General features: G+C 70.6%; 11 protein-coding genes. 10 read left to right on the top strand and 1 reads right to left on the bottom strand.

What is annotated here, in order from left to right; all coding sequences use genetic code 11:
* Positions 1-39 precede the first annotated feature (39 nt).
* Positions 40-1,176: a tRNA 2-thiouridine(34) synthase MnmA gene (gene mnmA, locus ACFU6I_RS10620; protein WP_384363750.1), complete on the top strand. Its 1,137-nt coding sequence runs from the start codon at positions 40-42 to the stop codon at positions 1,174-1,176.
* A 421-nt stretch (positions 1,177-1,597) separates the two neighbouring features.
* On the opposite strand, the gene ACFU6I_RS10615 is transcribed toward mnmA, so the two are convergent.
* A complete protein-coding gene (locus tag ACFU6I_RS10615; protein ID WP_345510201.1) occupies positions 1,598-1,933 on the bottom strand; it encodes a DUF427 domain-containing protein in 336 nt (111 codons plus the stop codon).
* A 78-nt stretch (positions 1,934-2,011) separates the two neighbouring features.
* Between ACFU6I_RS10615 and ACFU6I_RS10610 the strand changes: the two genes are divergently transcribed.
* From ACFU6I_RS10610 to gatB, 9 genes are all read left to right on the top strand, one after another.
* On the top strand, positions 2,012-2,551 hold the full coding sequence (locus ACFU6I_RS10610) for a TIGR00730 family Rossman fold protein (protein ID WP_384363747.1): 540 nt from the start codon (positions 2,012-2,014) through the stop codon (positions 2,549-2,551).
* Between the two features lie 28 nt (positions 2,552-2,579).
* Complete coding sequence (locus ACFU6I_RS10605; RefSeq protein WP_327244223.1) at positions 2,580-3,269, top strand: SDR family oxidoreductase; 690 nt, start codon at positions 2,580-2,582, stop codon at positions 3,267-3,269.
* An 84-nt stretch (positions 3,270-3,353) separates the two neighbouring features.
* Positions 3,354-4,379 (top strand): methionine synthase, encoded by a 1,026-nt coding sequence (locus ACFU6I_RS10600; RefSeq protein ID WP_384363745.1) that lies wholly within the window; start codon positions 3,354-3,356, stop codon positions 4,377-4,379.
* A 29-nt stretch (positions 4,380-4,408) separates the two neighbouring features.
* Positions 4,409-6,604, top strand: a complete 2,196-nt coding sequence (gene ligA / locus ACFU6I_RS10595; RefSeq protein WP_384363743.1) for an NAD-dependent DNA ligase LigA — start codon at positions 4,409-4,411, stop codon at positions 6,602-6,604.
* Positions 6,605-6,975: 371 nt separating this feature from the next.
* On the top strand, positions 6,976-9,075 hold the full coding sequence (locus ACFU6I_RS10590) for a putative bifunctional diguanylate cyclase/phosphodiesterase (RefSeq protein WP_384363856.1): 2,100 nt from the start codon (positions 6,976-6,978) through the stop codon (positions 9,073-9,075).
* Between the two features lie 235 nt (positions 9,076-9,310).
* Entirely contained in the window at positions 9,311-9,607 is a 297-nt protein-coding gene (gene gatC / locus ACFU6I_RS10585; protein ID WP_327244220.1) for an Asp-tRNA(Asn)/Glu-tRNA(Gln) amidotransferase subunit GatC, read from the top strand.
* Between the two features lie 5 nt (positions 9,608-9,612).
* Complete coding sequence (gatA, locus tag ACFU6I_RS10580; RefSeq protein WP_266981238.1) at positions 9,613-11,115, top strand: Asp-tRNA(Asn)/Glu-tRNA(Gln) amidotransferase subunit GatA; 1,503 nt, start codon at positions 9,613-9,615, stop codon at positions 11,113-11,115.
* Positions 11,112-11,351, top strand: a complete 240-nt coding sequence (locus ACFU6I_RS10575; RefSeq protein WP_384363741.1) for a hypothetical protein — start codon at positions 11,112-11,114, stop codon at positions 11,349-11,351. Before gatA ends, ACFU6I_RS10575 begins: the two co-directional genes overlap by 4 nt.
* 16 nt (positions 11,352-11,367) lie before the next feature.
* Positions 11,368-12,876 carry an Asp-tRNA(Asn)/Glu-tRNA(Gln) amidotransferase subunit GatB gene (gene gatB, locus ACFU6I_RS10570; protein WP_345510193.1) on the top strand — a complete coding sequence of 503 codons (1,509 nt, stop codon included), beginning with the start codon at positions 11,368-11,370 and terminating at the stop codon, positions 12,874-12,876.
* Positions 12,877-12,922: the final 46 nt, after the last annotated feature.

Here is a 12,922-nt window from a genome sequence, read left to right as displayed (position 1 = left end):
GAGCATTCGGTTCCCGGTGACCCGTACCCTGGTGGAGCTATGAACCAGACTTCTCCGCGCCCCCTCCGGGTGCTCGCCGCCATGTCGGGCGGTGTCGACTCCGCCGTCGCAGCGGCCCGCGCCGCCGAGGCGGGCCACGACGTGACCGGTGTGCACCTCGCCCTCTCCGCGAATCCGCAGTCGTTCCGTACCGGAGCGCGCGGCTGTTGCACCATCGAGGACTCCCGCGACGCCCGCCGTGCCGCGGACGTCATTGGCATCCCGTTCTACGTCTGGGACCTGGCGGAACGCTTCCGCGAGGACGTCGTCGAGGACTTCATCGCCGAGTACGAGGCGGGCCGCACCCCCAACCCGTGCCTGCGCTGCAACGAGAAGATCAAGTTCGCGGCGCTGCTCGACAAGGCGCTCGCCCTCGGCTTCGACGCCGTCTGCACCGGCCACTACGCCACGGTCGTGCTGAACGAGGACGGGAGCCGTGAGCTCCACCGCGCCTCGGACATGGCCAAGGACCAGTCGTACGTCCTCGGCGTCCTGGACGAGAAGCAGCTCGCCCACGCGATGTTCCCGCTCGGCGACACCCTCACGACCAAGGAAGAGATCCGCGCCGAGGCGGAGGCCCGCGGCCTGGCCGTCGCGAAGAAGCCCGACAGCCACGACATCTGCTTCATCGCCGACGGCGACACCCAGGGCTTCCTGGCCGACCGCCTCGGCGGCAAGGCCGAGGGCGACATCCTCGACGAGTCCGGCAACAGGCTCGGCACCCACGAGGGCGCCTTCGGCTTCACCATCGGCCAGCGCAAGGGCCTGCGCATCGGTCACCCGGCCCCCGACGGCAAGCCGCGCTACGTCCTGGACATCTCCCCGGTGAACAACACGGTGACGGTCGGCCCGGTCGAGGCACTCGACGTCACCGCGCTGACCGCCATCAAGCCCCGCTGGTGCGGTTCCGCCCCGGTCGGCCCCGGCACCTACACCGCCCAGCTCCGCGCCCACGGAGGCGAGACCGAGGTGACCGCCGAGCTCGTGGACGGGACACTGAACGTCACTTTCACCGAGGCGGTACGGGGCGTGGCCCCCGGCCAGGCGGTCGTGCTGTACGACGGGACGCGGGTGGTCGGCTCGGCGACGATCGCGACGACGGTGCGGCGCACCGAAGCAGCGGTGGGCCAGGGCTGACCCCCGGCGAACACGCGCGGGAGTGTCCGGCGGGTCAGGGCCGGACACTCCTGGTGCCGGGACGCCCGGCGCGCGGGATCGCGTCCGCGGGGGCGCGCGGGTCGCCGGCCGGGCCGGGGTGGTGCCGAAGCCGCCGCGGACCGTCGTCGTGCGTGCCGTCACGGACACGAACCGCTCCGCGAACACCCGAGCCGTCGCCGAGCAGCGCATCGTCGTACGCGAGGGTCTGCGCCGTCGATTCCGCGGCGTGTCACAGCGGGGCGCGCCGCATCCGGGCGACCGTCTCCGGCGCGATGCCGGTCACGGGCGATCCGTCACCCCGACGCGGGTAGGCGATCAGGGTGCGCATCGCCGAACTCATCGATCCCGCCGAGAACTTCCGGGAATGTTCAATTCGGCACGTGGCAACGGAGCCTGACGGTCACTCGGAGACGGTCTCCGTGTCGTAGAAGCAGAAGTGGTCCTTGATCGCGGCGACTTCGGGCTTCGGGTCCGGATAGGCCCAGACGAGATCGGCCGCGTCCGGCAGCGACCAGTAGGAGGCGTCTCCCTTGAACGGACAGTGGGTGTGGGTGTCCGACGCCGTCAGCAGTTCCGTACGGACGTCGGCCGGCGGCAGGTAGTAGCGCACCGGACAGCCCGTCTCGCGCAGTACGAGCGGACGGCGGCTCTCGGCGAGCAGCTGACCGTCGCGCACCACGCGCACGTGCTCGGTGCCGGGTTCGACGGTGATGCGGTGTCCTGAGGTGGAAGTCATGTCAGGTGCAGCCGCTCCGTACGCCGATTTCTTCCCCCGCCTCCGTCGAGTGTCAGTGGCGCCGCATACGGTGGATCCATGAACATCTGCGTCTTCCTCTCCGCCGCCGACCTCGACGACCGCTACACCCAGCCCGCCCGTGAGTTCGCCGAACTGCTCGGCCGCGGCGGGCACACCCTGGTCTGGGGCGGTTCGGAGAGCGGGCTGATGAAGGTCGTCGCCGACGGGGTGCAGGAGTCGGGCGGCAGGCTCGTCGGGGTGTCGGTGGACTTCCTCGCCGCGAAGGCGCGGGTCGACGCCGACGAGATGGTGATCGCGCGCGATCTCGCCGAGCGCAAGGCGCTGCTCCTCGAGAAGGCCGACGCCGTCGTGATCATGGTGGGCGGCACCGGGACGCTCGACGAGGCCACCGAGATCCTGGAGCTGAAGAAGCACGGCAAGCACAACAAGCCGGTCGTCCTGCTGAACACGGCGGGTTTCTACGACGGGCTCCGGCAGCAGTTCCAGCGCATGGAGGACGAGGGCTTCCTGCCGCTTCCGCTCGCCGAGCTGGTGTTCTTCGCGAAGGACGGGGTCGGGGCCCTGGCGTACCTCGAGGAATGGTCCGGGCTGCAGTAGGCGGGCGGGTGGATGCGACCATGGGGCCATGTCCACTCATCTCATCACCGGCGCCGGCTCCGGCATCGGCGCAGCTGTCGCACGCCGTCTTCTGGAACGGGGCGACGAGCTCGTGCTGCTGGCCCGTGACGCGGGCCGCGCCAAGGAGCTCGCCGCGCTCCACCCCGGCGCCCGCACGCTGGTCGGTGACCTCGGCAACCCGGACCGGCTCTCCTGGGCCTTCGCCCAGCAGTCCCTGCCGGAGCGGCTCGACTCGCTGCTGCACATCGCGGGCGTCGTGGAGCTCGGCCGGGTCGGCGACCTCACGCCCAAGGCATGGCACTTCCAGCTCAATGCCAACCTGGTCGCCCCCGCTGAGCTGACCCGGCTCTTCCTGCCGCAGCTACGGGTCGCCCAGGGGCATGTCGTCTTCGTCAACTCGGGCGCAGGGCTCAGCGCGCACGCGGAGTGGAGTGCGTATGCCGCGAGCAAGCACGGCCTGAAGGCGCTCGCAGACTCGCTGCGCCACGAGGAGCACGAGAACGGGGTACGGGTGACCTCCGTCTACCCCGGGCGCACCGCCAGCCCCATGCAGGCAAAGGTCCACCGGCAGGAGGGCAAGGAGTACGACGCCTCCCGGTTCATCGACCCGGAGTCCGTGGCCACCACGCTGCTGATGGCACTCGATCTGCCCCGGGACGCCGAGGTCAACGACCTGACGGTCCGCCCGGGGCACTGACCGGCCCCGGACAGGGCCCGGCGCAAGCGCTGTGCCAGGCCCGCCCCGCGACGGGCCCGGCGACCCGGACCGTAGGCTTCCTGCGTGAGCGAGAAAAGCAAGTTCAGCGGGTGCCGGGCCACCGGGATCGGGTCGATGCCCGGGGGAGACGCGCGGGAGGCGGCGAAGACCGTCACCGGGTCCTTCGCGGACGGTGAAGGCCTGCCCCATCTGCCGGAACTGCCGGCACGCGGGCCCGGCGCGGACATGATCGGGCGGACCGTCGGGCTGCTCGTCGACATGTACGGCCATGTCGAGCCGAGTGGCTGGCGGATCAGCGACCGGCCGGGCCGCGACACCCGCCGGGCCCGCTCCTGGCTCGGCGAGGACCTCGACGCCCTGGAGGAGTTCACCCAGGGTTACGAGGGGCCGCTCAAGGTCCAGGCCGTCGGCCCCTGGACGCTGGCCGCCGCGCTGGAGCGCCGGGGCGGCGAGGCAGCCCTCGGCGACCCGGGCGCCTGCCGCGATCTCGCGGGCTCCCTGGCGGAGGGGCTGCGGAACCACCTCGCCGACGTACGGCGCAGGGTGCCCGGCGCGCAGGTGATCCTGCAGCTCGACGAGCCGTCCCTGACCGGTGTGCTCCGTGGACAGATCCGGACGGCGAGCGGATACCGCACCTATCGGGCCGTGGACCGGCAGCTGGTGGAGGGCACGCTCCGCGATGTGCTGGCGGCGAACGGGGACGGCGCCACGGTCGTCCACACCTGCGCACCCGACGTGCCGTTCGCGCTTCTCCGTCGCGCCGGGGCCGACGGCATTTCGTTCGACTTCTCCTTGCTCACCGAGCGTGAGGAGGAGGCGATCGGGGAAGCGGTCGAGGGCGGGACCCAGCTCTTCCTCGGTGTGGTGCCCGGCACCGACCCGGCTTCGGGCGCATTGTCGGACCCGGGCGGTAGCGTCATGGGTGTCAGGACGCTGTGGCGCAGGCTGGGGCTGAATCCGGGGACTCTCGCCGAGTCGTCGGTGATCACCCCGTCGTGCGGCCTCGCGGGCGCGTCGCCCGCGTACGCGCGCGCCGCGCTCGCCCATTGCGCCCGGGCCGCGAGATCGCTCGCAGACAACCCTGAGTGACGGGGATCGGGTAACGGGAGGACGAGACGATGGCCGGCGGACAGCAGTCGGAAGTGCCCGCGGAGGTACAGGGGCGGCATGCGCTCCTCGCCGAGCAGATCGAGGAGCACCGCTTCCGCTACTACGTGAACGACCAGCCGGTCGTCAGCGACGCCGAGTTCGACCGGCTGATGCGCTCGCTGCAGGAGCTGGAGGACGAGTATCCGCAGCTGCGTACGCCCGAGTCGCCGACCCAGAAGGTCGCGGGGCCGTACCGGACGGAGTTCACCTCGGTCGAGCACCGCGAGCGGATGCTCTCCCTGGACAACGCCTTCGACGACGAGGGGCTCGCGGTCTGGGCCGAGCGCGTCGCCAAGGACATCGGCACGACCGGCTACCACTTCCTGTGCGAGCTCAAGGTGGACGGTCTCGCGGTCAACCTCACCTACGAACGAGGGGTGCTGACCCGCGCGGCGACCCGCGGGGACGGCCGCACCGGAGAGGACATCACCCCCAACGTCCGTACGATCGCCGAGATCCCGCACCGGCTGAAGGGCGACCGGATCCCGGAGCTGGTCGAGATCCGCGGCGAGGTCTTCTTCCCGATGGAGGCCTTCGAGGCGCTGAACGCCCGGCTGGTGGCGGCCGACGACAAGCCGTTCGCCAACCCGCGCAACGCGGCGGCGGGTTCGCTGCGCCAGAAGGACCCGAAGGTCACGGCGGGCCGTCCGCTGCACATGGTGGTGCACGGCATCGGTGCCCGTGAGGGCTTCGGGATCGACCGTCTCTCGCACGCCTACGAGCTGTTGCACGAGTGGGGCCTGCCCACTGCCGGACACAACCGGGTGGTCGACTCCCTCGACGGTGTACGGGAGTTCATCGCGCACTTCGGCGACAACCGGCACTCCGTCGAGCACGAGATCGACGGCGTCGTCGTCAAGGTCGACGAGATCGCGCTCCAGGGCCGACTGGGTTCCACCTCGCGCGCCCCGCGCTGGGCGATCGCCTGGAAGTACCCGCCGGAGGAGGTGAACACCAAGCTGGTGAACATCCGGGTCGGCGTCGGACGCACCGGCCGGGTCACTCCGTACGCGCAGGTCGTGCCGGTCGAGGTGGCGGGCTCCGAGGTCGAGTTCGCCACTCTGCACAACCAGAACGTGGTGAAGGAGAAGGGCGTCCTCATCGGCGACACGGTGGTGCTCCGCAAGGCGGGCGATGTGATTCCGGAGATCCTCGGCCCGGTCGTCGATCTGCGGGACGGCACCGAGCGGGCGTTCGTGATGCCGACCCACTGCCCCGAGTGCGGGACGGAGCTGCGGCCCATGAAGGAGGCCGACATCGACGTCCGCTGCCCCAACGCGCGCTCCTGCCCGGCCCAGTTGCGGGAGCGCGTCGCCTACCTCGCAAGCCGTAAGTGTCTGGACATCGACCACTTCGGCTACGTTGCCGCGGCCGCTCTGACCAGGCCGCTGGAGCCCGTGGAACCACCCATGAGCGACGAGGGCGATCTCTTCGGACTGACCATCGAGCAGCTCCTGCCGATCCGGGCCTATGTGCTCGACATGGACAGCGGACTGCCCAAGCGCGACCCGAGGACCGGCGAGGAGAAGACCGCCCTGGTCTTCGCCAATCAGCACGGCGAGCCGAAGAAGAACGCCGTGGCGATGCTGGAATCCGTCGCCGCCGCCAAGGAGGCTCCCCTGGCCCGGATTCTCACGGGGCTGTCGATCCGTCATGTGGGTCCGGTCGCGGCCGCGGAGCTGGCCCGTCAGTTCCGTTCGATGGACCGCATCGAGGCGGCCACGGAGCAGGAGCTGGCCGACGCCGACGGGGTCGGACCCATCATCGCCGCCTCGGTCACCCAGTGGTTCGCGGAGGACTGGCACCGGGAGATCCTGCGCAAGTGGCGGGAGGCCGGGGTCCGGATGGCGGACGAGGCCGCGGGCGAGGACGAGGGGCCGCGGCCGCTCGAAGGACTCACCGTCGTCGTCACCGGCACGCTGGCCGACCACACCAGGGACGGTGCGAAAGAGGCTCTGCAGAGCCGGGGAGCCAAAGTCACCGGTTCCGTCTCGAAGAAGACCTCCTTCGTCGTGGTCGGCGACAACCCGGGCTCGAAATACGACAAGGCCATGCAGCTGAAGGTTCCGGTTCTGGACGGGGCGGGCTTCGCCGTGCTGCTCGAAGAGGGGCCGGAAGCGGCGCGCGCGGCGGCTGTGCCTGCCGCCGGACCGGTTGAGGAGTAGCAGGCCGCGGTGGCACCGGACGGGGCGGGACGTGATACGGAACGGGCCCGTCCGGGCAAGGGGGCCCGGTCGCAACGTCCGAGTTCACCCGTTCGGCGCATAACAGACGCTGACGGATAGTCGGATTGCATTCGGGCAAGAGCTGTAGAGCGCTGCCCGTAGGGGGTTTCGCGGCCTACTGTTGAGTCCTGCGCCTGCCGAGCCCCGGCTGCACGACCGCCGTGTGGCCGTGGTGGCATGGGAGCGGGACAACAGGTGACATCGGCACCGCCGGCTGTGAGAGGGACGGAATGAAACCGACCGAGAGCGCCGCACCGGTGTCGCGGCTGCAAGGTTTCGTCGGCCTCACCCCCAAAGTGGGTGCCGTCGTCATGGCGATCGCCACTGTCCAGCTCGCGACCGGTTTCTACCGGACTGTGAGCGACGGGCGCGCGCTCTTCCCGGACGGCACGGCCGGCTGGTCGCTCGCCGTCCTCACCGGAATCATCGTCGGCCATCTGGTGGCCCTCGGGCGCGACCGCTGGTGGGGCGGGACCGGGTCCGGTGCCGCTCTCACCCTGGCCGTCCTGCTGCTCTACGGCTGGGTGGCCGCCGGGCTCGTCAGCATGGTCGTCGTCGTCCTCGTCGGTGTGGCACGAAGGCACCGCTGGTCGCAGGGGTTGCTGCACGGGGCGGTCGACATTCTGGGGATAGGGGCGGCGGCGCTGGTCCTCGCCGCGTTCGGTGAGCTGCAGACCGTCGAGTCGCCCTGGCAGCCACTCGACTGGGGCATCGACGCAGCCCCGGAAGTCCTCCTCGCCGCCGCCACCTACCTCCTCGTCACCCGGGTCCTCCTGTGGTACGCGCGGGCACACCAGGGCGGCGGACTGCCGACCGTCGCACGCACGGCCCTGCTGCGGCAGGGGCTCGTCGCGGTCGCCCTGCTCGGCATCGCCCCGCTGATCTGTGTCGTCGCGATGACCGCCCCCGTCCTGCTGCCTCTCTTCGCGGTCCCGCTGATCGCCCTGGACTCCACCCTCTGGATCGCCCGGGCCAGAGCCGAGGAGCAGCTGCGGGACCCGCTGACCGGACTGCCCAACCGGCAGTGGATGCTGGAACGCACCTGGACGGCCCTGGAGGACGCCGAGAGCATCGGTGCCAGATCCGCCCTCGTCCTGATCGACCTCGACCGGTTCCGGGCCGTCAACGACACCCTCGGTCATCTGGCGGGAGACCGCCTGCTGCTGCAGATAGCGGAACGGCTCCGGCTGGCCCTGCCGCGCGGAGCGGAGGCCGCGCGGCTCGGCGGCGACGAGTTCGCCGTACTGCTCCCGACCGCGGACTCCACCACCAGTGCCCAGCGTGTCGCCCGCCATCTGGTCGCCGAGCTCTCCTCACCACTGGACCTCGACGGACTCACCCTGGTGCTGGAGGCCAGTGCCGGTGTCGCCGTATACCCCGAGCACGCACTGGACGCCGAAGGGCTGCTCAGGCGCGCCGACGTGGCGATGTACCAGGCCAAGCGGGACCGTACGGGCGTCGAGGTGTACGAGTCGAAGCGGGACAGCAACACCCCGGACCGGCTCGGTCTCCTCGGTGATCTGCGGCGCGCCCTGGACGCCGGCGAGGTGGAGCTCCACTACCAGCCGAAGGTCCGCTTCGACGGTCAGGTGGCCGGACTCGAGGCGCTGGTGCGCTGGGTGCATCCGGAGCGCGGGCGGGTCCCTCCGGACGAGTTCATCGCCATCGCCGAGTCGTCGGGCCTGATGCCGCACCTCACCGAGTACGTGCTGGAGACGGCGCTGGCGCAGGTAGCCCGGTGGCGGGCCCAGGGGCTGCTCGTCCCCGTCGCGGTCAACGTCTCCCCGCGCGACGTCCACACCCCCGGCTTCGCGGGCGGCGTCGCGGCCCGGCTCGCCCGGCACGGCGTTCCTCCCGGCTCCCTGCAGCTGGAAATCACGGAACACGTGCTGCTCGAGGACCCGCAGCGCGCCGCGGACACGCTGGCCGGGCTGACCGGGCACGGCGTGAAGATGTCCCTCGACGACTTCGGTACGGGTTACTCCTCGCTGGTCCACCTGCGCCGGCTGCCGGTCAGCGAGCTGAAGATCGACCGGTCGTTCGTGGCCCGGCTGGCTGTCGACCAGGAGGACGCGGAGATCGTCCGCTGCACGATCGACCTGGCCCACTCACTGGGCCTGCTGGTCGTCGCCGAGGGCGTCGAGGACGACGAGACGTGGGAGCGGCTGCGGGACCTGCGCTGCGACGCGGTGCAGGGGTGGCTGGTGGCTGCCGCAATGCCGCCGCAGGAGACGACGGCCTGGCTGAGGGCGCGCGGCGAGCACGGCTGGCGTCGGCCGGCCGAGCTGGAAGCCGCAGCAGCCGCAGCAGCCGCCGCAGCAGCCGCAGCCGCAGCCGCGGCGACGGGGGCGGCCGGGCTTGAGCCGCGGTCCCCCGGGCGAGGGGTCCCCTCGCGTCCGGCGACGACGTGAGCGGGCGGGCCGGCGGCAGGAGAAGAGAACCCGGAACGCACGGGTGGCGTCCTGTCCTCGTTCTCCCCCACGGCATCGAGGACGCCTCACACGCACGGGGGACCTTCTCGACGGGCCCGACCGGCCCCGATACGCGCAGAACGGAGCCGAGTGTTCCGCGGGTGGCGGCCCCTCCCACGGCGGACCCCATAGGATTGGGGCCAAAACCACAACACTCACCCCTGAGGATCGCTGCATGCCTGGCATCACGCGCGAGGAGGTCTCCCACCTCGCCCGGCTGGCGCGTCTGGAGCTGAAGGGCGAAGAGCTCGATCACTTCGCCGGTCAGCTCGACGACATCATCGGCGCGGTCGCCCGCGTCTCCGAGGTCGCCGACCAAGACGTACCGCCGACCTCCCACCCGCTGCCGCTGACCAACGTCATGCGCGCGGACGAGGTCCGTCCGTCGCTCACCCCCGAGCAGGCGCTTTCCGGCGCCCCGGCCCAGGAGCAGCAGCGTTTCAAGGTGCCGCAGATCCTGGGGGAGGACTAGAAGTCATGACGGACAACAGCTCCATCATCAAGCTCACCGCCGCCGAGATCGCCGCGAAGATCGCCTCCGGTGAACTCACGGCCGTCGAGGTCACCGAGGCGCACCTGGCCCGGATCGACGCGGTCGACGAGAAGGTCCACGCCTTCCTGCACATCGACCGTGAGGGCGCGCTCGCGCAGGCCCGCGCCGTCGACGCGAAGAAGGCGGCGGGCGAGAAGCTCGGCCCGCTGGCCGGCGTCCCGCTCGCGCTCAAGGACATCTTCACCACGAAGGACATGCCGACCACCGTCGGCTCGAAGATCCTCGAGGGCTGGGTCCCGCCGTACGACGCGACCCTGACCAAGAAGCTGAAGGCGGCCGACGTCGTCATCCTCGGCAAGACCAACATGGACGAGTTCGCCATGGGGTCATCCACCGAGAACAGCGCCTTCGGCCCGACCGGCAACCCGTGGGACCTCACCCGCATCCCGGGCGGCTCCGGCGGTGGCTCCTCGGCCGCCCTCGCGTCGTACGAGGCCCCCCTCGCCATCGGTACGGACACCGGCGGTTCCATCCGCCAGCCCGCCGCCGTCACCGGGACCGTTGGTGTCAAGCCCACCTACGGCGGCGTCTCCCGCTACGGCATGGTCGCCTTCTCGTCCTCTCTCGACCAGGGCGGCCCCTGCGCCCGCACGGTCCTGGACGCAGCCCTCCTGCACGAGGTGATCGCCGGACACGACCCGCTGGACTCGACGTCCATCGACGCCCCGGTCCCGCCCGTCGTCGAGGCCGCCCGCAACGGCAGCGTCGACGGCATGCGCATCGGTGTCGTCAAGCAGTTCTCCGGCGAGGGCTACCAGGCCGGTGTCGTCCAGCGCTTCAACGAGTCGGTCGAGCTGCTGAAGTCGCTCGGTGCCACGATCGTCGAGCTGGACTGCCCGTCCTTCGACCTGGGTCTGTCGGCGTACTACCTGATCGCGCCGTCCGAGTGCTCGTCCAACCTGGCCCGCTTCGACGCCATGCGCTACGGCCTGCGGATCGGCGACGACGGCACGAAGTCCGCCGAGGAGGTCACCGCGCTCACCCGCGAGGCCGGCTTCGGCGACGAGGTCAAGCGCCGCATCATCCTGGGGACGTACGCACTGAGCTCCGGCTACTACGACGCGTACTACGGCTCGGCGCAGAAGGTCCGCACGCTCATCACGCGGGACTTCGAGAAGGCCTTCGAGCAGGTGGATGTCATCGTCTCCCCGACGACCCCGACCACCGCCTTCCCGATCGGCGAGCGTGCCGACGACCCGATGGCGATGTACCTGGCCGACCTGTGCACCATCCCGACCAACCTGGCCGGCAACTCCGCCATGTCGCTGCCCTGCGGTCTGGCACCGGAGGACGGCCTGCCCGTCGGTCTGCAGATCATCGCCCCTGCCATGAAGGACGACCGGCTGTACAAGGTCGGGGCCGCAGTCGAGGCCGCCTTCGTGGAAAAGTGGGGGCACCCGCTGCTGGAGGAGGCTCCGTCACTTTGAGCGCACTGACCAAGGCCAAGGGCTTCAAGAAGTCCAAGACCGGTACGTACCTGTCCATCGGCACCACCGCCTTCGGCGCGGTCGGCGTGCTCAAGCAGGCCAAGAAGGCACGCTCCGAGCACGACACGCTCCGGCTGGTCGACGCCGTCGTCTCCGCTGCCGCCATCGCCACCGGCATCGCTCTGCTCTTCCGGGAGCTGAAGCGCCTGGGCGACGACGACGTACTGCTGGGTTGAGAGGGAAAGTTTCACCGTGACTGTCACTGACCTGGTGCCGTACGAGGACGCCCTCGCGACGTACGACCCCGTCATGGGCCTTGAGGTCCATGTCGAGCTCGGCACCAAGACCAAGATGTTCTGCGGCTGCTCGACCGAGCTGGGCGCGGAGCCGAACGCGCAGACCTGCCCGACCTGCCTCGGCATGCCCGGTTCGCTCCCGGTCGTCAACGCGATCGGCGTCGAGTCCGCCATCAAGATCGGTCTCGCGCTCAACTGCGAGATCGCCGAGTGGTGCCGCTTCGCCCGGAAGAACTACTTCTATCCGGACATGCCGAAGAACTTCCAGACCTCGCAGTACGACGAGCCGATCGCCTACAACGGCTATCTGGACGTCCAGCTGGAGGACGGCGAGACCTTCCGGGTGCAGATCGAGCGCGCCCACATGGAGGAGGACACCGGCAAGTCGCTGCACGTCGGCGGCGCCACTGGCCGTATCCACGGCGCGTCCCACTCGCTGCTCGACTACAACCGCGCGGGCATTCCGCTCATCGAGATCGTCACCAAGCCGATCGAGGGAGCGGGCGCGCGTGCCCCCGAGGTCGCGAAGGCGTACGTCGCCGAGCTGCGCGAACTCATCAAGGCGCTCGGCGTCTCCGAGGCCCGCATGGAGCAGGGCCAGATGCGCTGCGACGTGAACCTGTCGCTGCGCCCGAACGGCACCGAGACGTTCGGTACGCGCTCCGAGACGAAGAACGTGAACTCGCTGCGTTCCGTCGAACGTGCCGCCCGCTACGAGATCCAGCGCCACGCCGCGGTGCTGAACTCCGGCGCCGCGGTGGTGCAGGAGACCCGGCACTTCCACGAGGAGGACGGCTCCACCACGGCCGGCCGCATCAAGGACAACGCCGAGGACTACCGCTACTTCCCGGAGCCGGACCTGGTGCCTGTCGCTCCTGCCCGCGACTGGGTCGAGGAGCTGCGCAAGGGACTTCCCGAGCTGCCGCGCGTACGCCGCAACCGGCTGCGCGAGGAGTGGGGCGTCTCCGAGTTCGACATGCAGTCGATCCTCAACGCGGGCGCGGTCGACCTGATCGTCGCCACGACGGAGGCGGGTGCCCCGTCCGACCAGGCCCGCAAGTGGTGGATGGGCGAGCTGGCCCGTCACTCCAACGAGACCGGTACCGCCCTGGACGAGCTGGCGATCACCCCGGCGCAGGTCGCCCGGGTGACCGAGCTCGTCGCCTCCGGCGACCTCAACGACAAGCTGGCGCGCCAGGTCATCGAGGGTGTCCTCGCGGGCGAGGGCGACCCGGACACCGTCGTCGAGAAGCGCGGCCTGAAGGTCGTCTCGGACGAGGGCGCGCTGGGCACGGCCGTCGACGAGGCCATTGCCGCCAACGCGGCCATCGCGGACAAGATCCGCGGCGGCAAGGTCGCGGCGGCGGGCGCGCTCGTCGGCGCGGTCATGAAGGCCACCCGCGGCCAGGCGGACGCGGCCCGCGTCCGCGAACTCATCCTGGAGAAGCTCGGCGTCGAAGGCTGAGCCCTTCCTGCCGCCGCACGCAGATGAAGGGGCGGTGCACCCGTTG

Source organism: Streptomyces sp. NPDC057486, assembly GCF_042802415.1.
Lineage (GTDB): Bacteria > Actinomycetota > Actinomycetes > Streptomycetales > Streptomycetaceae > Streptomyces > Streptomyces yanii.
This window is presented reverse-complemented; position numbering and strand designations above follow the sequence as displayed.

Excerpts from the sequence above, each read along its gene's own strand:
- ACFU6I_RS10610 (WP_384363747.1), top strand. The coding sequence starts at position 2,012 with ATGAACATCTGCGTCTTCCTCTCCGCCGCCGACCTCGACGACCGCTAC.
- ACFU6I_RS10590 (WP_384363856.1), top strand. The coding sequence starts at position 6,976 with ATGGCGATCGCCACTGTCCAGCTCGCGACCGGTTTCTACCGGACTGTG.
- gatA (WP_266981238.1), top strand. The coding sequence starts at position 9,613 with ATGACGGACAACAGCTCCATCATCAAGCTCACCGCCGCCGAGATCGCC.
- mnmA (WP_384363750.1), top strand. The coding sequence starts at position 40 with ATGAACCAGACTTCTCCGCGCCCCCTCCGGGTGCTCGCCGCCATGTCG.
- ligA (WP_384363743.1), top strand. The coding sequence starts at position 4,409 with ATGGCCGGCGGACAGCAGTCGGAAGTGCCCGCGGAGGTACAGGGGCGG.
- gatC (WP_327244220.1), top strand. The coding sequence starts at position 9,311 with ATGCCTGGCATCACGCGCGAGGAGGTCTCCCACCTCGCCCGGCTGGCG.
- ACFU6I_RS10605 (WP_327244223.1), top strand. The coding sequence starts at position 2,580 with ATGTCCACTCATCTCATCACCGGCGCCGGCTCCGGCATCGGCGCAGCT.
- ACFU6I_RS10615 (WP_345510201.1), bottom strand. The coding sequence starts at position 1,933 with ATGACTTCCACCTCAGGACACCGCATCACCGTCGAACCCGGCACCGAG.